Below are 20639 nucleotides of genomic sequence, written 5' to 3' on the forward strand. Positions count from 1 at the left end.
TTTGGTTACCTCTCAGTAGCAGGTCCTATATCTGCCGAGTCCACCACGATGCGGAAAGTTGATGTCCTCCATTTCGCGATGCATCACCAACCCCGATGACGTGTGTTGTTTAACTACGGTGATTGGGGAAGAATCGCGCCGGGCGTGTGCCCGGCGCAGCATCGATGCAGGGAAAGGGACATGGCAAAGGACGCAACTGGGGGCACCTGGGCGAACAAGGTCGGCTTCACCGAAGGTCAGGTCGTGCTCGAAATCGGCTGGGACGAGGACGTCGACGACGGCCTCCGCGAAGCTGTCGAGGAGGTCATCGGCTCGGCTCTGGAGGAAGACCAGTTCGACGGAGTCGTCGATGCAGTCCTGCTGTGGTGGCGCGACGGTGACGGCGACCTGATCGACGACTGCGTCGACGCGCTCACGTTCCTGGCCGACAAAGGCTTCGTCGTCGTGCTCGTGCCGCAGGTCGGCCATCCCGAACACGTCGAGGCCGCCGAGATCCAGGAAGCCGCTGACACCGTGGGGTTGAAGGCGAGCTCGACGGCCAAGGCCGGCGAGTGGATCGCCACCAAGCTCGTGCAGGGCGGCCACGCAAAACAGCGTTGACAGACGTCTCGACCGTCTGTCGAATCCGGCACGATCCATCCGCCGCATCACCAGAAAAGGACCCATTGATGACCTCTGCCAAGCAGGTCGGCGAGCAAGCTCCGGCGTTCACCGCCAAGGACCAGAACGGTCAGGAGCAGACGCTCACCTCACTCATCGCCGACAAGGCCGTGCTCGTGGTGTTCTACCCGTTCGCGTTCTCCGGCATCTGCACCGGCGAACTCTGCTCCATCCGCGACGACCTCTCTCGCTTCGTCAACGACAAGGTGCAGGTCGTCGGCATCTCCTGCGACCCGATGTTCACCCAGGCGGCCTGGGCCAAGGACCAGGGCTACGACTTCCCGCTGCTGTCGGACTTCTGGCCCCACGGCTCGATCGCCCAGGACTACGGAGTGTTCAACGAGGACGCCGGCATGGCCATCCGCGGCACCTTCCTGATCGACACCAGCGGCACGATCGTCTGGTCGCAGGTGAACGGCCCGGGCGAGGCCCGCGACTTCGCCGGTTTCGACGAGGCCGTCGCCAAGCTGTAATCCTTCGCGCATTACCCTTCTCGCAGTCCGCCCGCCTCGCTCGGGCGGCTCGGGGCCTGTAGCTCAGTTGGTAGAGCACCGCGTTTACACCGCGGGTGTCGTCGGTTCGAGGCCGGCCGGGCCCACTCGTTTTCTTTGTCGCTCCTTCGCGGTTCGCGCCCTCGGCGGGCCGCTTCGCTTCCGCCGAGGGCGCGACGCGTCCCGCGACGTGAGCCTTCCCGCTCGGTTGGCTGGGTGCCACCACTCGCTTCAGTTCTGGATCGGCTCGGTCGTGATCAGTGCGCTTCGCTTCCCGGTCTGATCTTTAGAGTGGAGTCTTCGTCCGCACCGCATGAGGAACCAATGACAGCTGTGAGCACCCAGGAAGAATCCGCGCCGACTCTGGCCGATGTCGTGGCTGTGCTGGAGGAGTTCTATCCGCCGCAGACGGCTGCGTCGTGGGACCAGGTGGGCCTGGTCAGCGGCGACCCGGAGCAGCCCGTGCATCACGTGCGCTTCGCGGTCGACCCCACGCTCGCGGTCATCGAAGCCGCGCGGCGCGACGGCGTCGACCTGCTGGTCACCCACCACCCGCTGCTACTACGCGGCATCAACTCGGTTGCGACCACCTCCGCGAAGGGCGCTGCCGTGACAGCCCTGGTGGTCGCCGACCTTGCGCTCTATTGCGCACACACCAACGCCGACCTCGCACGCCCCGGGGTCAATGACGCATTGGCTGCCGCCTGCGGGCTGCCTGACGATTGCCCTCCGCTGGACGAGGAGGACGGCCTCGGACGAGTCGGAGAACTACCGGAACCGCTGTCGCTCAAGGACTTTGCGCACAAGTTGGCGGCGACACTCCCGCCCGCGCCGGTCGGGGTGCGCGTCAGCGGTGACCCTGACGCGATCGTCCGAAAGATCGCCGTGCTGGGTGGCGCGGGTGACGACCGGTTCGAAGTGGTCCGGCGCAGCGGGGCGGACGTCTACGTGACCGCAGATCTGCGTCACCACCCGGCGATCGAGGCTCGCGAAGAGTCTCGTAGTGGTCCTCCGTACCTCATCGATGCAGGCCACTGGGCCACCGAATCACTGTGGCTGGCTGGCGCCGCCGACCGGTTGCGTGAGCGCCTGGCTGCCGGCGGTCATAGAGTTGAGACCGATATCTGCACAGTGCGCACCGATCCGTGGGACTTCCTGGTCGCGGCGCCGACACCTCAGGGAGCCGACGTTGAAAGCTGATCTGGCCCGACAGTGGCGCATGCTCGACCTGCAGAAGCTGGACACCCGTCTGGCCCAGCTCGCGCACAAGAAGCGCAGCCTGCCGGTGCTCGCCCAGATCGAGACGGCGACCAAGCAGCAGGAGGAGTTGTTCGAGGAGGTCGTCCTCGCTCGCACCGCCGCCCAGGACGTCGAACGCGAGATCACCAAGGCCGAGGACGCCGTGCAACTGGTGCGCGATCGCGCCGCCCGCAACCAGCAACGCCTGGATGCAGGGCAAGGCGCTCCCAAGGAACTGCAGGCGATGCAGCACGAACTGGAGACGTTGGCCCGGCGCCAGTCGGCCCTGGAGGACGAAGAACTTGAAGTGATGGAGCGGGCCGAGGAGCTGCGTGCACTGCTGGCCCGCCGGGAGGCGCAGAAGGCGGAGATCGACGAACGCGTCGTCAGCTTGGTCTCCGAACGCGACGTCGCCCTGGCCGAGATCGACGTGGAGACCGGCGAGGTGGCTGCCAAGCGCGACCAGATGGCCCCGGGGCTCGGCACCGAACTGCTCGGCCTCTACGAGAAGGTGCGTGAGCAGTGTGGTGGCCTCGCCGCTGCCGCGCTGACCCAACGTCGTTGCGGCGGTTGCGGATTGGAGCTGAACGCCACTGATCTCGCACGCTTCAAGAACGCCCCCGAAGACGAGATCCTTCGCTGCGACGAGTGCCGACGCATCATTGTCCGCACGTCCGAATCAGGTCTGTGAGGTCGAGTGGGTCGCTCACTGGTCGTCGAGGCCGACGGTGGTTCTCGCGGTAATCCTGGGGTTGCCGGCTACGGCGCGCTCGTGCGCGACGCCGAGTCAGGTGAGGTGCTCGCCAGACGGGCTGCACCCTTGGGCAAGGCGAGCAACAACGTCGCGGAGTACTCCGGGCTGATCGCCGGCCTGGCTGCTGCCGTCCAGATCGATCCCGCCGCCCGCATCGAGGTGCGGATGGATTCCAAACTGGTCATCGAACAGATGGCCGGCCGCTGGAAGATCAAGCACGAAGACATGAAACGCCTGGCGCTGCAGGCGCAGGAGATTGTTCGCGCCCTCAAGGTGGCCGGGGGATCGGTCGATTGGGGATGGATCCCGCGGGATAAGAACAAGGACGCTGACGCGCTGTCGAACGACGGCATGGACGGCCGCACGATCATGCAAAACCTCTGGGAGACAACGGGTTCGGATGCCTTTGACGCTGACGACGCAGGTGCTGGTGAGAGCGCAGACGAAGGTGTTGCCGGCAGAGCGGCAGCGCCCGACCCAGCAGATGCACCAGGGGCGGCAGCGGACGCCGAGGCAGCAGTGCCCCCGCCCCCGAGCAAGGCCCCGACGAGGATTCTGTTGGTGCGACACGGCGTCACCGATTTCACCGTCGAGGGCAGGCTGGACGGCCGAGGCGGGCCCAACCCCGACCTGAATGAGCAGGGCAGAGCCCAGGCGAAGGCGGTCGCTGCCGGCATCCGTGCCAAGGTCGGCGACCGGCAGGTGCGCTTCGTCGCGTCCGACCTCTCCCGCGCACAGGACACCATCCGCCACGCGGCCGAAGCGGCGGGCGTGGAACTGCACATCGACCCCGACTGGGACGAGCAGAACTTCGGCTCATGGGACGGCGAACTCGTCCGCGACCTGGTGCAGCACCAGGACTTCCGTCGCCTTCGCGACGACGAGACCTACGCGGCACCCGGTGGCGGCGAGACCCACGCCGAGCTCGTGGAGCGGGTGCGCGAAGCGCTGCTCAGGACGATCGAGAGCAGCCCGGACGGGGGAGTGGCCGTCGTTGCGACGCATCGCAAGCCGATCATGGTGGTGCTCGCCGACATCCTCGGCCTCGACCTGGCACACGCCTGGTTGCTCGCCGTGGCGCCCGGATCGTTCACCGGTATCGAAGTCTGGACCGACGGCCACGGTTCGATCAGCTTCGTGAACGATACGAACCACCTCCGGATCCCGCCCCAGCAGTAGGAGCAGCATTGGACGAGCAAGCCTTCTCACCCGACACGATCGCGGTGCGGGCAGGCTTGTCCCGCAGCGGTTTCGAGGAGACCTCTGAGGCTCTCTACCTGACCTCCGGGTTCGTCTACGACAGCGCGGAGGACGCCGAGGCGGCGTTCAAGGGTGACGTCGACCGGTTCGTCTACAGCCGCTACGGCAACCCCACCGTCGCCATTTTCGAGGAGCGACTGCGGCAACTCGAAGGCGCCGAAGCGTGCTACGCCACCGGTACGGGAATGGGTGCGGTGTTCACCGCGCTCGCGGCCTTGTTGGGCGCTGGAGACCGGGTGGTCGCGGCGCGTGGTTTGTTCGGCTCGTGTTTTGTGATCCTCGACGAGATCCTGCCGCGCTGGGGCGTGGAGACCGTCTTCGTCGACGGCCCCGACCTCGACCAGTGGGCGCAAGCTTTGAGCGAGCCCACGACCGCGGTCTTCTTCGAGACGCCGAGCAACCCGATGCAAGAACTGGTCGACATGCGCGCCGTCAGTGATCTGGCGCACGCAGCCGGCGCACAGGTGGTGGTCGACAACGTCTTCGGCACACCGATCTTCTCGCGGCCGCTGGAGCATGGTGCAGACATCGTGGTCTACTCCGCGACCAAACACATCGACGGTCAGGGCAGGGTGCTCGGTGGCGCGATCCTCGGGCCCCGCGACTTCATCGACGGGCCTGTGCAGAACCTCCTGCGGCACACCGGGCCGTCGTTGTCGCCGTTCAACGCCTGGGTGTTGGTGAAAGGCCTGGAGACCATGCGCCTACGTGTCGAGCAGATGTCTCGATCGGCGCTCGAAGTCGCTCGCACCCTGGCGAATCACCCTGCGGTGAAACAGGTTTGGTATCCCTACCTGGAGTCGCACCCGCAGTACGACCTGGCAAAACGGCAGATGGGCGGCGGCGGCACGGTCGTCACCTTCAAGCTGAATGGTGGCAAGAGCGAAGCCTTCGCGCTGATGAACGCACTTCAGATCATCGACATCTCCAACAACCTCGGTGACTCCAAGTCGCTGATCACCCATCCCGCCACGACGACGCACCGCGGCATGGGCGAGGAAGCCCGCCTGGCGATCGGCATCACCGATGGAGTGCTGCGGGTTTCGGTCGGCCTGGAGGACACCGGCGATCTGGTGCGAGACCTCCGACGCGCTCTCGGCTGACTGGCTTCTCAGAGCGCGAGTGTCGCAGCCACGACCGCGGCTACGGCGATCAGCAGGCTCTGCCAGGTGAAGGTGCCCAACCGCACCTGCACGCCGGCGCGGCGACAGCGGTCGCGCCACAGCAGCGTGGCGACCGAGCCCCAGATCGTGACGATAGGGCCGGCGTTCACGCCGACGAGGAGCGCGGCATGACGGTCGAGCGAGCCGGTGACGGGTTCGATCGCCAGGTAGGCGGGCAGGTTGTTGCCGACATTGGCCAGCAGGGCTGATGTGCCTGACAGGCGCAGGAGTTCGAACACCCCGCCACCGTGCCCGGTGAGCGTGCCGATCGCGTCGGTGAGCCCCCGGCGTCCGGCGTAGTCGACGGCGACGAAGAGGACGACGACAGCTGCGACCGTCAGCCACGGCAACTTGATTTCGGTCAGGAAGGCCCGGTCGCGCACCGCGAGGACAACCAGCAGCACGAGCGCGGCGGCCGCGGCCGGGTAGACCGGCGGAATGCCCGAGATGAACAACGGCGCCAGCGCACAGCACACGACCGCTGACACCACCAGCAGCACGCGGTCATGGGGGGCGGCGGGGGCAGTGGTCGTGAAACGCCCGCGCAGGGTGCGCCGGTGGATTAGCCCGGCGACGACAACTGTGGCGACGATCGCAGCGAGTGCAGGTCGCCACATCGTCGAGACATACGACGGGTGCGACGGAATGTGCGAGAAGCTGTGCAGGGCAAGCAGATTGGTCAGGTTGGAGACGGGCAGCAGCAGCGACGCAGTGTTGGCCAGCCAGACCGTCGTGAGCGCGAAGGCGACCGGTGGAATGCTGGCCTGTCGGGCGACGGTAAGCACCACCGGAGTGAGCAACACCGCGGTGGTGTCGAGGCTCAGCACGATGGTCGACGCCGTGGCCAGCAGCACGATAAGCAACCACAACCGCAGCACGCTGCCCCGAGCGGCGCGGGCCGCCCTGTGGGCAGCGACGTCGAAGACTCCGGCCCGTTGCGCGATCTCGGCCACGATGGTCAGCGCCAACAAGAAGCCAATGACCGGCCCTATTCGCTCCAGCAGATCAGCCACGCGCGGTGGCAGACAGAATCCAGGGTTTGCCGGGCTTGGCGGGCTCCTCGAGCGAGACCTCGAAGCGATCGGCGAGTGCGTCGGCCAGACCGTGCGGCCTGCGGGGGTCAAGGCCCAACTCGCAGATCGCACGGGCGACCAGACCACGTGTGTGCTTGGCCATGTGGGTGGCGCCGGGCACCTTGATCTGCACCCACCTCTGCGCGAACTGCCCGGACGGCGTCCACGCTGCGGCATAAGTGCTCGAGCGGCAGTCGACGATCAATCCCTTGCCCGCTGCGGCAGTCATCGGCTCTTCCAACAAAGGCTTCCAGTAGCCGGCCAGCGGTCCGACGTCCGGCAGGTTGACCGCCATCGAGAGTCGGTAGGGCGGCACCTTGTCCTTCATTCGCAGGGCTCCGAAGAGAGCCGACTGCACCAGCAACCAACGGTTCGCGCGACGAGAAGCAGCGGCATCCAGCGACGGCAGGTCGAGCGCGTCGAACAGCACCCCGGTGTAGAGCGCACTGACGGGCACAGCCGGGGCCGTCAGCAGACGGGTGTTCCGGGAGATCTCGTCACCGAGGTTCGGGCTGACTCCCAGCACGCGTGCTGCGTCGGGGGAGTCGCTCACGGCCGCGACCGCCTTGATCACCGCGGCGCGTGCGTCGGCGAGTTCGGGTGCACTCACCGAGGACGGCTCGTAGACCTTGCCTCGGGATCGCGGAGTCTTCGATTCGGAGGGAGGCAGCAGCACGAGCACGAGAGGAATCCTAAGCGCGGACCGAGCAAGCGGTGAGCCCAGTTGGAAGTGTGGAGGGTTGTCGGGTCCATAAGCTGTGCCCCATGGTGAAGCGTGTGATTCGACTTGAAACCGGCGATGCACCCTCCGACAAGGTGAACACCCCTGAACTCAGCGCGGCCCTGGACGCCCTCCGCGAAAGACTGGAGCTTCCGGGGGCGTTCACCCCGCAGGTCGAGCAGGAGGCGGTGGAGGCGGCGAAGTCGCCGCAGCTGCCCGATCGCGACGAGACCGCGGTGCCCTTCTTCACCATCGACCCGATCGGCTCGGTCGATCTCGACCAGGCGATGTGCCTCGAACGGGACGGCGACGGATACCGCGTGCGCTACGCGATCGCCGACGTCCCGGCGTTCGTGACGCCTGGCGGCGAACTTGATGCGGAGACCCACCGGCGGGGCCAGACGGTCTACCTACCCGGTCAGCGAATTCCGTTGCACCCCACAGTGATCAGTGAGGACGCCGCGAGCCTCCTGGAGGGCCAGACACGACCCGCGTTCGTGTGGGACATGCGGCTCGACTCATCCGGCAAGTGCACGGCCGCCGAGGTGTACCGCGCGACAGTGCGCAGCCAGCAGCGCCTCGACTACGAAAGCGTGCAGCAGCAGATCGACGCAGACGATGCCGACGAGTCCCTGAAACTCCTGCAGGAGATCGGCGAGAAGCGCATCGAGCTGGAGCGTCAGCGCGGGGGAGCGAGTCTGCCGATGCCCGAGCAGATCGTGAACCGCAAGGACGACGGCACGTACGAATTGTCGATGCGTCCACCGGTGCCGGCCGAGGACTGGAATGCCCAGATCTCACTGCTCACCGGGATGGCCGCCGCCGATCTCATGCTGCAGCACAAGGTCGGCGTGCTGCGCACCATGCCCGAACCCGATGCGAACGCCGTTGCGCGGTTCAAGCGGGAAGCCAGTGCCCTCGGAGCGCCGTGGGCCGGCGAGCTGAGCTACGGGGAGTTCCTGCGCACCCTCGACCGCAGCAACCCGCGCCACCTCGCGCTGATCTATGAAGCGACCGGGCTCTTCCGCGGGGCGGCGTACACCAGTTTCGACGGCGAGTTGCCGCAGATCACCGAGCAGGCCGCCGTGGCCGCGCCGTACGCGCATGTCACAGCACCGCTGCGCCGATTGGTCGACCGCTACGGGCTGGCGATCTGTGTGGCGCTCAGTGCTGGTGAGGACGTACCGCAGTGGGCTCGCGACGCGCTCCCGACGCTGCCGGAGGAGATGAAGGCCTCCGACAGCCGCACCCGCAAGGCCGAGCGCGCGGCCACCGACATCGTCGAGGCAGCGGTGCTCCAACCCAAGGTCGGCCAGAGCTTCGAGGCCGTGATCGTGGACGACAACGGCAAACACGGGATACTGGCGCAGCTGACGCAGCACGCAGTGGTCGCCGATGTCAGCGGATCGGCAGAGGTCGGCTCGACCGTGCAGGTAGAGCTGGTGTCGGTGGACATCCCGGCGGGGAAGGTCGAGTTCACGCTCTGAACTGCGGCTGCTCACAGCCTGCGCGGTGGGGCGGATGAGTCGGCCGATACGCCGGGTCCTGTCGTTGGGCGACCATCCATCTAGGACGACTGTTGCCAGTCGCCTCAAGCGGCCTACCCGCATGCTCGGGCGAGCAGCCCTCAGGCGCATGCTGTCTGGCCTTGCTCCGGGTGGGGTTTACCTAGCCGCTCCAGTCACCTGGAGCGCTGGTGGTCTCTTACACCACCGTTTCACCCTTACCTGCGCAGAACGCAGGCGGTTTGTTTTCTGTGGCACTGTCCCGCGGGTCACCCCGGGTGGCCGTTAGCCACCACCCTGCTCTACGGAGCCCGGACGTTCCTCGGCGGAAGCAAGCTCCCGACGCGGCCGCCTGGCCGACTCATCCGTGCGGGAGTCTAGCCCCCGGTCAGCCCGTTCGTAGACTGAACCGATGTCGAAGCTTGCGCGAGAACTCGAGACCGATTTCCCGGTCCCGTCCGAACTCGAAGCCGCCTGGACCTGGATGGAAGAACAGGGGTACGGCGGCGATGCACCGATCGGTTACTGCCTCACTCCGTACCCGGGGGCGTACCAGTTGGGCGTGGTGTTCAGCGCCGAAGAGAGGCTGGAGGGCTGGTTCGAGGACAACCAGCTTCCCGCTGGACGTCTCCTGCCGATTGCCGAGATCTCGGGCTCGGGTGGGATCGGTGCGCTCTGGCTGGACGACGCCGGTGAGGTGCGCTTCGTCGGACTGGCCGACGGCACGGCTTTCATCTTGGCCGACAACGCGATCGACATGCTCAGGTTGTGCGCGATCGGTTACGACGACCTGGGCCCGTACAACCTCGGCCTGCCGCCGGACCGCCCCGAATGTGTCGAGGCTGTGGCCGACTTCCGTGCCTGGGTGGAACAGACGTATAACGTGCAGGTGCCCTCGGAATGGGACATCGAGGAGGAGGACGAGTTCACCGATTGGGTGAACCGTCTGAGCGGTGAAGATGTGCCCGAGCAGGCCGGACCCACCGACGCCTCGGCGGTGCCAGGAGACCTCGGTCTGGTGCTCGCGGTGCTCGGCCGACCGGACGGCAGCGACGAACTGGTGACCTTTGCCCAGACCATCGGTGCGACGCTCAAGGACGGCAAACTCAAGGGCTCGGTTGTTGCTCTGCGGCAGCTGGGAGTGGAGGGCCTGCTCAATCGCGGCAACATCAAGACGCTGTTCCTGTCACTCGACCAGTACCCGCGCGTCGATCAGCTACTGGACGACCACGGCACGCTCCTCACGCCGCAGCGTGCACGCGAGCACTTCGGTGATCCCGAACTGGCCGGCGAGGTCGACGGCAAGCAATGGCTGCGTTTCACGATCGGTGGCGGCTACCTGCATTTCACCTTCGAGATGGACGGGCGCGCCACGCTGGTCACAGCCATGGTCGAGGCCCCCTGATTCGTCCCAGACGAGAGCGAACCCGGGTGCAGCGTTGCACCCGGGTTCGCCTGTCTTTATGAAGTGGACGACTGACCGTCAGCTCCAGGACGTTTCGCGCGGACGGCCTTCGTCGTAGCCGCTGGCGCTCTGGACGCCGACGGTGGCCCGCTCGCGGAACTCACCGATGTTGCGAGCGCCGGCATAGGTGAAGCTGGAGCGCACACCGGCGATGATCGAGTCGATGAGATCTTCGACGCCGGGACGGGCCGGATCGAGGTACATCTTGGAGGAGGAGATGCCCTCCTCGAAGAGCGCGAGGCGCGCCCGCTCGAAGCCGCTACGACCCTGCGTCCGGTTACTGACCGCACGCGCCGACGCCATCCCGAAAGACTCCTTGTAATAACGTCCAGAAGCATCGCGGTTGAGGTCGCCGGGGCTCTCCCAAGTGCCGGCGAACCACGAGCCGATCATCACCGAACCGGCTCCGGCCGCCAGGGCCAATGCCACGTCACGCGGATACTTCACACCACCATCGGCCCACACATGTGCACCGAGTTCGGTTGCAGCAGAAGCACATTCAAGTACGGCGGAGAACTGCGGACGTCCGACACCGGTCATCATGCGGGTGGTGCACATCGCTCCCGGACCCACGCCAACCTTGATGATGTCGGCTCCCGCAGACGCGAGGTCGCGGGCCCCGTCGGCGGTGACGACATTGCCCGCTGCGATCGGAATGCGGCGGCCCGTGGTGCTCTCGTGCTGATCGCGCGCAGCCTTCACCAGTGCTAGTGCGTCGAGCATTTTGTCTTGATGACCATGCGCGGTGTCGACCACCAACACGTCGGCCCCGGCAGCGAGCATGGCATCGGCCTTGGCGGCGATGTCTCCGTTGATGCCGATCGCGGCTCCGATCCGCAGACGACCCTCGGTGTCCACTGCGGGCCGGTAGATCGCGCTGCGCAGAATGCCCTTACGGGTGAGCACGCCCTGCAAGACGCCGTCCTCCAGCACCGGTGCCATGCCCAGGTGGTGCTTGGCGAGGTCGTCGAAAACGGAGTCGAGATCGGTGTCGGCGGTGACGGTGAACAGGTCGGTCGTCATCACCTGACCGATGGTCGCGAAGCGGTCGACCTCACGGAGATCGCTCTCGGTGACGACACCGACCGCCTTTCCGTCCGCGTCGACCACCATCGCGGCTTTGTGTGCACGCTTGCCCAGCAGTGCCACGGCCGAGGCGACGGGCGCGTCGGCGAGCACCGTGACGGGGGTCTCGTAGATCGGGTGTGCCCGCTTCACGTAGTCGATCGTCTCGGTCACCGCGTGCGTGGGGATGTCCTGCGGCAGGATCGCGATCGCGCCCCGACGAGCCGCCGTCTCGGCCATGCGTCTGCCCGAAACGGCGGTCATGTTGGCGACGACCAGCGGGATCGTGGTGCCGACGCCGTCCGGTGTGGTGAGGTCGACGTCGAGGCGACTGGTCACCGACGAGCGCGACGGCACCATGAACACGTCGCTGTACGTGAGGTCGTACGGGGGCAGGTCACCGAGAAGCTTCACGGGAGGCAATGCTACGTCGCGCGACAGCATGTGGACGTTTCGGCATCGTCGACCTCGGTTGGGCAACAGGAGCCCCCGCAGCCTCGTAGCGTGGGGATCATGAAGGTCACGCATCTGGGACACGCTTGCCTGCTCGTCGAATACCCGGACGCCCGGATCCTCATCGATCCGGGAAATTTCTCCGACTTCTCGCAGGTTCGTGATGTCGACGCGATCCTGGTGACGCACCAGCATCCCGACCACCTCGACACCCACAAGCTGGACGACCTCCTCGCTCGCAACCCCAAGGCTGTGCTGCGCACCGACACCGGCGCCGCGAAGATGCTGCAGGAGAGCGGGGCCGAGGTGACGACGAACGAAGCAGGGCAGTCGTTCACGATCGGGAGTGTCACGGTGACGCCGATCGGACAACTGCACGCGGAGATCCACCCCTACGTCCCGCGCATCCCCAATCTGGGTCTCCTGCTCGCTGCCGATGGCCATTCCAGCTTGTTCCACCCCGGCGACGCCCTCGACGGCCAGCCGCTCGACCACGTCGACGTCCTCGCAGTGCCGGTGTCGGCGCCGTGGGGCGCGGTGAAGGAGACCATCGCGTTCGTTCGTCGGATCGGCCCGCAGTTCGTCGTCCCCATCCATGACGCGACTCTTTCCGAGCCCGGCCGTGCGATGTACCTCAAGCACATCGGCGATTTCGGTCTGGACGGCGGCGTGACGGTGCGCGACCTACGCGGCGAACCCGCCACCGAGCTGAACGGCTGACGTCGAGACCCCACGCGAGCTTAGGTCGCCTAAACTCAGATCTCGTGCCCCAGGTCACCGCGAAGAAGAAGTGCTGCAAGAAAGCCACCCGCTGCAAGAAATGCCCGGTGGTCCTGTCGCGGTTGAGCAAACGCGGTCACGCCGAACGCCACAGCCGCCGCAAGTACACCCTGCACGGCAAGGTGCCCAAGAAGGTGTGGAAGGTCGCACGCGTTCGCTGAGTGCTGGGTCACGAGCGCCGGATAGCCTGGCCGCATGACTTTGCACGTGACGCCCTGCACCGATCCGGTCGAGTGGGACGAGTTGGTGAACCGCACCGGCGGACACCCGCTGCAGCTGTGGGGCTGGGGCGAACTGAAGTCCCGCTACGAGTGGAGCGCCGACCGGCTGATCGTCCGCGACGGCGAGGAGATCGTCGGCTCGGCACAGGTGCTCAATCGGGCACTGCCGCAACCCTTCCGCACGCTGTCGTACGTGCCGCGGGGCCCGCAGGTCGCTGACGAGCAGCGCCGCGCGGAGGTGCTCGACGCTCTGGCGATCCACCTGAAGAAGACCCGCAAGCCGATCGCCCTGTCGATCGAGCCCGACTGGGAGACCGGCTTCTCACCGATGCCCAAGGGCACCGACGACGACGCGCTGGCCCAGTTGCGGGCCCAGCCGGCACCGGGCTGGTTGACCAAGGTGGCGGCCAAGGGTTTCGCGCCCAGCGACAACACCGGCCTCATCCCGCGCACGCTGATCATCGACAGCACGCAGGACGATGACACCTTGATGAAGGGCTTCGGCTCCAGCACCCGGCAGAACGTCCGCAAATCCTTCAAGGCTGCGGACGTGCGCTTCGGACTCGTCGAGGCCGACGACGATCTCGCCCAGGTGTTGGCCATCAACCAGGAGACCTCGAAACGGGCCGGTTTCGCGGTGCACAGCGACGACTATCACCGCGGCATTCGCGACCTCATGGGGAAGCGGTCGCAGCTCATCGCGGCGTGGGAGGGCGACCAGGTGGTCGCCTTCGTCTGGCTTGTCGTCTCTGACACCACGGCGTTCGAGTTGTACGGCGGCGTGAACGACCGGGGAATGAAGCTGCGTCTCAACTACGGGCTGAAGTTCTACGCGATGCAGCACGTGCGTGAGCAGGGCGTCTCCCGGTACGACTTCAACGGCCTGTTGAACGACGGCATCAGCGACTTCAAACGGCAGTTCGCCAAGCACGAGAACATGCTCATCGGCACCTGGGACCGCCCTCTCTCGCCGCTCTACCCGGTCTTCGCCAAGGCGTTGCCGACGGTCCGGACGGTGCTGAAGAAGGGTGTGCCGCAGGCGAAGTCGGCGTTGAAGGATCCCAAGGCCGCCATCGCCACACTGCGCAAGAACTGAAACAAACGAAAAGTCCGCAGGATTCGCGTTCTGAGGCGCGAGTCCTGCGGACTTCTTTCCGGGCAGCCTCTGCAGCTCGTCAGAGTGCTTCTCGCACGGGCTTTGGTGCACCTGCCGCCGTGGCGTCCAGGTCGACCTGCGAGTGCTGAAGTTACTTGTTGGCGGCCTGCCAGGCTGCGCCGACGATACCGGCGGCGTTCTGCAGCTTCGCCGGCACGATCGGGGTGCGCAGGTCGAGCAGCGGCAAGAACTTCTCGTGCTTCTTCGACACCCCGCCACCGACGACGATGAGGTCGGGCCAGAGCAGGTTCTCCAACATCGTGTAGTAGCTCTGCAGCCGCTCGGCCCACTTCTCCCAGCTCAAGTCGTCCCGCTCACGGGCGCTGTCGGCTGCCCGGGTCTCGGCGTCGTGTCCGTCGATCTCCAAGTGACCCAGCTCCGAGTTGGGCACCAGCACACCGTTGTTGAGGATGGCGGTGCCGATACCGGTGCCGAGGGTGGTCAGCACCACCAGGCCCTTGGTGTCCTTGGCCGCGCCGTACTGCAGCTCACCGATGCCCGCGGCGTCAGCGTCGTTGATGAAGCTGATCTGGCGGTCGAGCTTCTTCTCCAGCAGCTTCTCGATGTCGGTGTCGATCCATGACTTGTCGACATTGGCGGCGGTCTTGACCACGCCGTGCATGACGACGGCGGGGAAGGTGATACCGATGGCCTCTCCGGAGGTTTCGTCCTCGAAGTGCTCGGCGATCTCGGCGATCACATCGGCGACGGCGTCCGGGGTCGACTTCTTGGGGGTGGGGATGCGCAACCGGTCAGCGACGAACTCACCGGTCTTGAGGTCGACGGGCGCGCCTTTGATGCCCGAGCCACCGACGTCGATTCCGAGCGGATAGGTCTTGGCCATGAGATGTTCTCCTTCGGTGGATGTCAGGGCAGGGTGAGGATTTCGGGTCCGTCATCGGTCATCAGCACGGTGTGCTCGAACTGCGCGCACCACGACTTGTCCTTGGTCGTGACGGTCCAGCCGTCGTCCCACAGATCCCAGTCGTAGCCGCCGAGCGTGATCATGGGCTCGACGGTGAAGGTCATGCCCGGCTCAATGACGGTGTCGTACGCGGGCGCTGCGTCGTAGTGAGGCACGATCAACCCGGAGTGGAAGCTCGTGCCGATGCCGTGGCCGGTGTAGTCGCGCACCACCCCGTAACCGAAGCGTGCGGCGTACTTCTCGATCACCCGGCCGATGATGTTGAACTGCCGGCCCGGCTGTGCAGCCTTGATGCCACGCATCATCGCTTCCCGGGTGCGTTCCACCAGGTCGGTCACCTCCGGGGCGACCTCACCCACCAGGAAGGTGGCGCAGTTGTCGCCGTGCACCCCGCCGGTGTAGGCCGTGACATCGATCTTGACGATGTCGCCGTCCTGCAGCACCTGGTCATCGGGGATGCCGTGGCAGATCACCTCGTTGACGCTGGTGCACAGCGACTTGGGGAAGCCTCGATAGCCCAGTGTCGAGGGATAGGCGTGGTGGTCGAGGAGGAACTCGTGGGCGATGCGGTCGAGTTCGTCGGTGCTGATGCCGGGCCTGACGGCCGACCCCGCTGCTTGGAGCGCCTGTGCACCGAGCCGGCCAGCCACGCGCATCCGCTCGATCGTCTCCCCGTCCTTGATCTCCGACCCGTCGAACGGAGTCGGCTCCGGTCGGCCGACGTACTCCGGACGGGCGATCGAGGCAGGGACGGCGCGGCGGGGGCTGATCGTCCCGGCGACCATCGGGACGCGAACTGACATGCGGGCGAGTCTAGACGCGTGAAGCGTGGTGGGAACACCGAGCGAGCTGGGTATCAGGGCTCTTCGGCTCCACCGCTGCCCGCCGGTCGATAAGCTCCGAGCACCGCATGAGAAGAGAGTGGGAGCGCTTCATGGCTTACTGGTACAACGTCAACTCCGGTCGGATCGAGCAGGACGGCGACACCGAGTCCAAGGATCACCTGATGGGCCCCTACGCCACCGAGGATGAGGCGCGCGCAGCGCTGGAGACCTCGCGTGCCCGCAACGAGGCGTGGGACGAGCAGGACAAGAAGTGGGACGGCGAGGAGTAGAGCCGTCGTCCCGAAACATCGGCACAACAGCGAAGCCGCACCCGGGTCGGGTGCGGCTTCGCCGTTGTCTGTGGAGTCAGCGGAGCAGGAAGCGCGGCGCGCGAGCCTTCACGTGCGGCGGCGACGCAGGAACGCCCGTCCCACAACCGCAAGCAGGAAGGCGATGCCGCCAGCTGCCACCGGCACCCAGAAGCCCGCGTGCGGTTCGACCGACTCGATGACCGAACCTGACACCGCCGAGCCCGCGGCGATGCCGATGATCAGGCCGGTGAGCACGACGCTCATCGCCTCGTTGACCTGCGTGGGTGGCACGAGCCGCTGGGCGAGCTGCATCGAGATGATCAGGGTAGGAGCGGTGGCTGCACCGGCGACGGTCATCACCACCGTGATGGGCACCAGGTGATCGGTCAGCAGGATCGGCGCCTCCAGGAAGAACATTCCGGCCGTGCCCAGCACGAGAGCGGTCTGCAGCGACCAGCGCAGCTTGTGCGTGCCGAACCAGAGTCCGGCTGCGGCTGATCCAAGCGCGAACAGCGCAACGACGAGGCCGGCCGCGGACGGGTGGCCCTGCTCCTTGGCCACGGCGATGGCCGTTACCTCGTTGGAGCCGAAAATCGCGCCGGTCATGAACAGCACGCAGGTGAGGATGAGGATGCCGGGGGTGCGGATCGCGAACGAGCTGCCCCGGTTGGCGACAACGTCGACCGGAGGTTCGGTGCTGCGTTCGCTGAGGAAGATCAGCGATCCGATCAGATAGAACAGCGCGGCAGCGACGAAGCCTGCTTCGGGGAACCACAGCGTCGCCAGGCCGATCGCCAGCGCCGGACCGAGGACGAAGGACAGTTCGTCGATGACCTGCTCCAGCGACATCGCGGTGTGCTGCAGTTCGGGTTTGTCAGCGAGGCGGTGGTGCCACCGAGCCCGGCTCAAAGTTCCGACATTCGCCACGATCGCCGACAACGCGTACGAAACGAAGAGCGTCCATCGCGGCCACCCGAAAGCGGACGCGGCGACGACGACCGCTGCCCACGCGACCGACCAGGCAAGCAACGGATAGGTCACTCGGCGCTGGCCGAAGCGATCGGTCAGTCGGCCTGCCACGACCGCGGTGATGGCCAGCAGCACCAGGCCGGTCGCCGACACCGCTCCGGCCAGGGCGAACGACCCGGTGCGGGTGGAGATCATCGCCACCAGCGACATGCCGAACATCGCCCCGCCGAGTCGACCGATCGCCGAGCCGGTCATGAACCGGCGGGCGGCGGGATCCTTCAACAAAGGGAGATAGGTCGACAGCACCTCGACATCCCACCACCTGGCGAGCGCCTGCGCGAATCGTTTCGCGGGGTGTCAGTGAAGAGGCGTAACGTGACCGACGATGACTACTGCAACCCGCGCACTCGCGGTCACCCAGGCCAACCGTCCCTTCGAGGCAACCACGATCGAGCGCCGTCATCTTCGCGACGACGACGTGCTCATCGACATCAAGTTCGCCGGCATCTGTCACAGCGACATCCACACCGTCCGCCAGGAATGGGGCGACATCGAGTTCCCGATCGTGCCGGGGCACGAAATCGCCGGCGTCGTCTCCGCGGTGGGTGACGCAGTCACCAAGTACAAGATCGGCGACCGGGTGGGTGTCGGCTGCATGGTCGATTCCTGCGGTGAGTGCGAGAACTGCAAGAACGACCACGAGCAGTTCTGCACCAAGCCCGCAGTGTTCACCTACAACAGCAAGAACTACGACGGCGAGCAGGCGCAGGGCGGTTACGCCCAACAGATCGTGGTGACCGAGCGCTTCGCCTGCCGCATTCCCGACGAGCTTGAGCTCGACGTCGCGGCTCCGTTGCTCTGCGCGGGCATCACCACCTACTCGCCGCTCAAGCGGTGGGGAGCGCGTCCAGGCACGAAGGTCGGCATCGTGGGCGTCGGTGGGCTCGGCCACATCGGGGTGAAGATCGCGGCGGCGATGGGCGCGCAGGTCTACGGCATCTCCCGCAGCATGGCCAAGGCGGATGACTCCGAGGCCCTCGGCGCCACCGGTCACCTCGCGACCAGCGACGACGCGACCTTCCGTGATCACCGCCGCAGCTTCGACATCATCCTCAATACCGTCAGCGCCGACCTGCCGATGGGCGACTACATGCGCCTGCTGAAGCCCTACGGGGTCATGGTCAACGTCGGTCTGCCCAACGGAGACTACCAACTCTCCCCGCGGTCCTTCAGCGGCAACACCGCCATCGCCGGATCGATGATCGGTGGTATCGCCGAGACCCAGGAGATGCTCGACTTCTGCGCTGAGCACGGCATCGGTGCCACGATCGAGACGATCAACGCTGACCAGGTGAACGAGGCGTACGACCGCGTGGTCGACGGCGATGTCCGCTACCGCTTCGTGATCGACACGGCGACGATCGGCGAGTGAGTCCCGCAGGCGGCGCAGACTTCTCACTGCGCCGGCTGGCGGTGCCGGCCTACGGGCCCTCGCTGCTGTTCGGGCTGGGTGAGGGCGCGATCCTGCCAGTCATCCCGCTGAGCGCACGAGCCCTGGGCGCGAGCGTCCCGATCGCTGCCCTGATGGTGATGCTCACCTATGCCTCCTCGCTGGTCTTCAATGTGCCGGCTTCGGTGGTCACCTACCGGCTGGGGGAGCGCAAGGCGATTGTTGGCGCAGCGGTCGTGGGCGCAGTAGCGGTCGGATTCGCTTGGTGGGCAACGCAATTGTGGCATCTGGTCGGGGCGGTACTGCTCTTCGGAGCGTCTGCCTCGGTCTTCATGCTTGCCAGGCAGAGCTACCTGACCGAGGCCGTGCCGATCAGTCACCGGGCACGAGCCCTGTCGACCCTCGGTGGGGTGATGCGGATCGGTGTCTTCGCCGGTCCGTTCCTCGGTGCCGCCGCCATCGGCCAGTGGGGAATGAGCTCGGCCTATCTCGTCTGCGGTGCGGCGCTCGTTGCCGCCGGCGTCCTGGCCGCCACGCTGCCTGACCTCCAAGCATCTGCCGGAGGCGGCGGACGAGTGCCGATCTCCGTAGCGCAGGTGCTGCGGCAGCACGTGCGTGTCTTCCTCACCGTCGGGATGGGAGTGGTGCTGATCGCTGCGGTGCGTGCGTCCCGGCAGGCCGTGATCCCGCTTTGGGCTGAGCACATCGGGCTGACTCCGCAAACGGCATCACTGGTCTACGGCATCGCCGGTGGCGTCGACATGCTCGTCTTCTATCCGGCGGGCAAGGTGATGGACCACTTCGGACGGCGCTGGGTGGCAGTGCCGTCGATGATTGTCATGGGGCTGTCGTTGTTGGCGATTCCGTTGACCCACAGCGTGGTGCCGTTCACCGCCGTGTGCTGCGTGCTGGGTTTCGGCAACGGGATCGGCGCAGGCATGGTCATGACGCTGGGCGCCGACTTCTCCCCGGATGTCGGCCGTGCGCAATTCCTGGGCATCTGGCGTGAGCTCTCAGATCTGGGCGCCGTCGGCGGACCGGCCATGCTGTCGGGCATCACGGCGGCGGCCGCGCTCGCGCCCGCCGTGGCTGCCACCGGTGTGATCGGTCTGGTTGCCGCCGCGGTGTTGTGGCGTCATGTGCCCAGCCGGCCGATGCCGAGCGTTCAGCGCCGCTGAGACGGCAGCGGAGGCAGGTCAGAAGAACGATCTACTCGGCGAACGACTGCTCAGGGTTCGGGAATTCGCCGCCGGCGACATCTTCTCGGTAGTCGCGCGCGGCCTGCAGCAGGGTGCCTCGCAGGTCGGCGTACTTCTTGACGAAGCGAGGAGCCTTGCCGCCGCGCAGGCCGGCCATGTCCTGCCACACCAGGACCTGCGCGTCGCAATCAGGACCGGCGCCGATGCCGATGGTGGGGATGCGCAGCGCCTTGGTGATGTCGCCCGCCACGCTGGTCGGCACCATCTCCATGACGATCGAGAATGCTCCGGCGTCCTGCAATGCGCGGGCGTCGGCCAGCATGCGAGCTGCTGATTCGCCTCGACCTTGCACGCGGTATCCGCCCAGATTGTGTTCGCTCTGCGGGGTGAAACCGATGTGCGCCATGACCGGGATACCGGCGTCGGTGAGAGCCTTCACCAGCGGCACCATCGCGGCACCGCCTTCGAGCTTCACCGCGTGGGCACGGCCTTCTTTCATCAGCCGGACGGCCGATTCGAAGCCCTGCTCGGTGCTGGCTCCGTAGGTGCCGAAGGGCAGGTCGGCGACGACCAGTGCGTACTTCGCAGCGCCGCTCACGGCGCGCACCAACGGGATGAATTCGTCCAGTTCGAGGGGGAGCGTGGTGTCGTACCCGAAGACGTTGTTGCCGGCAGAGTCGCCCACCAGCAGGACGGGAATCTCAGCCTCGTCGAAGATCTCGGCGGAGTACTGGTCGTAGGCGGTCAACATCGCCCATTTGCGACCCTGCTCCTTCATCTGCTGCAGGTGGACCGTGCGGGTTCGTCGCCGCGGAGTGGGCGCCTGCTCGACGGGACGTCCTGCACCGTAGGGCGCGGTCTCTTCGCTCATGAGCGTCAAGGCTAGCGACCATGGCGAGCGGGGTGTTGACGCACCGGACAAAGGTAAGGATTTGTTCAAGAAACGAATCCAAAC

Annotated in this window: 21 protein-coding genes, 1 tRNA gene and 1 other RNA gene; 15 read left to right on the plus strand and 8 right to left on the minus strand. The window is 66.3% G+C overall.

Going from position 1 to position 20639, the window contains the following annotated elements; genetic code table 11:
- The first annotated feature begins 180 nt into the window (after positions 1 to 180).
- The 7 genes from J5M86_RS06035 (at position 181) to J5M86_RS06065 (ending at position 5507) form a co-directional block, all read left to right on the plus strand.
- Positions 181 to 600 (plus strand): DUF3052 domain-containing protein, encoded by a 420-nt coding sequence (locus J5M86_RS06035; protein WP_188060303.1) that lies wholly within the window; start codon positions 181 to 183, stop codon positions 598 to 600.
- Positions 601 to 668: 68 nt separating this feature from the next.
- A complete protein-coding gene (locus J5M86_RS06040) occupies positions 669 to 1133 on the plus strand; it encodes a peroxiredoxin (RefSeq protein WP_188060304.1) in 465 nt (154 codons plus the stop codon).
- 52 nt (positions 1134 to 1185) lie between these two features.
- Positions 1186 to 1258: transfer RNA gene (locus tag J5M86_RS06045), tRNA-Val, on the plus strand.
- A gap of 217 nt (positions 1259 to 1475) precedes the next feature.
- On the plus strand, positions 1476 to 2351 hold the full coding sequence (locus J5M86_RS06050) for a Nif3-like dinuclear metal center hexameric protein (RefSeq protein WP_188060305.1): 876 nt from the start codon (positions 1476 to 1478) through the stop codon (positions 2349 to 2351).
- Positions 2341 to 3081 carry a zinc ribbon domain-containing protein gene (locus J5M86_RS06055; RefSeq protein WP_188060306.1) on the plus strand — a complete coding sequence of 247 codons (741 nt, stop codon included), beginning with the start codon at positions 2341 to 2343 and terminating at the stop codon, positions 3079 to 3081. Before J5M86_RS06050 ends, J5M86_RS06055 begins: the two co-directional genes overlap by 11 nt.
- A 6-nt stretch (positions 3082 to 3087) precedes the next feature.
- Positions 3088 to 4323, plus strand: coding sequence for a bifunctional RNase H/acid phosphatase (locus J5M86_RS06060; RefSeq protein WP_188060307.1), 1236 nt, complete (start codon positions 3088 to 3090; stop codon positions 4321 to 4323).
- Positions 4324 to 4331: 8 nt separating this feature from the next.
- A complete protein-coding gene (locus tag J5M86_RS06065) occupies positions 4332 to 5507 on the plus strand; it encodes an O-succinylhomoserine sulfhydrylase (protein ID WP_188060308.1) in 1176 nt (391 codons plus the stop codon).
- 8 nt (positions 5508 to 5515) lie between these two features.
- Here J5M86_RS06065 and J5M86_RS06070 read toward each other — a convergent pair whose 3' ends face one another.
- Entirely contained in the window at positions 5516 to 6580 is a 1065-nt protein-coding gene (locus J5M86_RS06070) for an SLC13 family permease (protein WP_188060309.1), read from the minus strand.
- Positions 6573 to 7322, minus strand: coding sequence for a YaaA family protein (locus J5M86_RS06075; protein ID WP_188060310.1), 750 nt, complete (start codon positions 7320 to 7322; stop codon positions 6573 to 6575). Before J5M86_RS06075 ends, J5M86_RS06070 begins: the two co-directional genes overlap by 8 nt.
- Positions 7323 to 7405: 83 nt before the next feature.
- Here J5M86_RS06075 and J5M86_RS06080 point away from each other — a divergent pair, with 83 nt between their 5' ends.
- Positions 7406 to 8848 (plus strand): RNB domain-containing ribonuclease, encoded by a 1443-nt coding sequence (locus J5M86_RS06080; RefSeq protein WP_188060311.1) that lies wholly within the window; start codon positions 7406 to 7408, stop codon positions 8846 to 8848.
- A 31-nt stretch (positions 8849 to 8879) separates the two neighbouring features.
- On the opposite strand, the gene rnpB is transcribed toward J5M86_RS06080, so the two are convergent.
- An RNA gene (rnpB, locus tag J5M86_RS06085) (RNase P RNA component class A) lies at positions 8880 to 9230 on the minus strand.
- 48 nt (positions 9231 to 9278) lie between these two features.
- On the opposite strand from rnpB, the gene J5M86_RS06090 reads away from it, so the two are divergent.
- Positions 9279 to 10271, plus strand: coding sequence for a hypothetical protein (locus tag J5M86_RS06090; RefSeq protein WP_188060312.1), 993 nt, complete (start codon positions 9279 to 9281; stop codon positions 10269 to 10271).
- Between the two features lie 78 nt (positions 10272 to 10349).
- Here the strand turns inward: J5M86_RS06090 and J5M86_RS06095 are convergent, their stop codons facing one another.
- Positions 10350 to 11810: a GuaB1 family IMP dehydrogenase-related protein gene (locus tag J5M86_RS06095; protein WP_188060313.1), complete on the minus strand. Its 1461-nt coding sequence runs from the start codon at positions 11808 to 11810 to the stop codon at positions 10350 to 10352.
- Positions 11811 to 11909: 99 nt separating this feature from the next.
- Here J5M86_RS06095 and J5M86_RS06100 point away from each other — a divergent pair, with 99 nt between their 5' ends.
- The 3 genes from J5M86_RS06100 to J5M86_RS06110 are packed head-to-tail and all read left to right on the plus strand — an operon-like array spanning position 11910 to position 13946.
- Positions 11910 to 12569, plus strand: coding sequence for an MBL fold metallo-hydrolase (locus J5M86_RS06100; RefSeq protein ID WP_188060314.1), 660 nt, complete (start codon positions 11910 to 11912; stop codon positions 12567 to 12569).
- Between the two features lie 44 nt (positions 12570 to 12613).
- Positions 12614 to 12790 carry a hypothetical protein gene (locus J5M86_RS06105; protein ID WP_188060315.1) on the plus strand — a complete coding sequence of 59 codons (177 nt, stop codon included), beginning with the start codon at positions 12614 to 12616 and terminating at the stop codon, positions 12788 to 12790.
- A 34-nt stretch (positions 12791 to 12824) separates the two neighbouring features.
- A complete protein-coding gene (locus J5M86_RS06110) occupies positions 12825 to 13946 on the plus strand; it encodes a peptidoglycan bridge formation glycyltransferase FemA/FemB family protein (protein WP_188060316.1) in 1122 nt (373 codons plus the stop codon).
- A 151-nt stretch (positions 13947 to 14097) separates the two neighbouring features.
- Here the strand turns inward: J5M86_RS06110 and ppgK are convergent, their stop codons facing one another.
- Positions 14098 to 14850: a polyphosphate--glucose phosphotransferase gene (gene ppgK / locus J5M86_RS06115; protein ID WP_188060317.1), complete on the minus strand. Its 753-nt coding sequence runs from the start codon at positions 14848 to 14850 to the stop codon at positions 14098 to 14100.
- Between the two features lie 23 nt (positions 14851 to 14873).
- Entirely contained in the window at positions 14874 to 15734 is an 861-nt protein-coding gene (gene map, locus J5M86_RS06120; RefSeq protein ID WP_188060318.1) for a type I methionyl aminopeptidase, read from the minus strand.
- A gap of 131 nt (positions 15735 to 15865) precedes the next feature.
- Between map and J5M86_RS06125 the strand changes: the two genes are divergently transcribed.
- On the plus strand, positions 15866 to 16045 hold the full coding sequence (locus J5M86_RS06125) for a methionine aminopeptidase (RefSeq protein ID WP_188060319.1): 180 nt from the start codon (positions 15866 to 15868) through the stop codon (positions 16043 to 16045).
- A gap of 108 nt (positions 16046 to 16153) precedes the next feature.
- On the opposite strand, the gene J5M86_RS06130 is transcribed toward J5M86_RS06125, so the two are convergent.
- The gene (locus tag J5M86_RS06130) at positions 16154 to 17341 is read right to left on the minus strand and encodes an MFS transporter (RefSeq protein WP_188060320.1); all 1188 of its coding nucleotides are present in this window, start codon (positions 17339 to 17341) and stop codon (positions 16154 to 16156) included.
- Positions 17342 to 17420: 79 nt separating this feature from the next.
- Between J5M86_RS06130 and J5M86_RS06135 the strand changes: the two genes are divergently transcribed.
- Both J5M86_RS06135 and J5M86_RS06140 read left to right on the plus strand, forming a co-directional pair.
- Positions 17421 to 18467, plus strand: coding sequence for an NAD(P)-dependent alcohol dehydrogenase (locus J5M86_RS06135; protein WP_188060321.1), 1047 nt, complete (start codon positions 17421 to 17423; stop codon positions 18465 to 18467).
- The gene (locus J5M86_RS06140; protein ID WP_188060322.1) at positions 18464 to 19663 is read left to right on the plus strand and encodes an MFS transporter; all 1200 of its coding nucleotides are present in this window, start codon (positions 18464 to 18466) and stop codon (positions 19661 to 19663) included. The genes J5M86_RS06135 and J5M86_RS06140 overlap by 4 nt, the downstream gene beginning before the upstream one ends.
- Positions 19664 to 19694: 31 nt before the next feature.
- Here J5M86_RS06140 and panB read toward each other — a convergent pair whose 3' ends face one another.
- Entirely contained in the window at positions 19695 to 20555 is an 861-nt protein-coding gene (gene panB, locus J5M86_RS06145) for a 3-methyl-2-oxobutanoate hydroxymethyltransferase (protein ID WP_188060323.1), read from the minus strand.
- Between the last annotated feature and the right edge of the window lie 84 nt (positions 20556 to 20639).

Origin of the sequence: Yimella sp. cx-51, from assembly GCF_017654605.1 — a bacterium.
GTDB lineage: Bacteria > Actinomycetota > Actinomycetes > Actinomycetales > Dermatophilaceae > Yimella.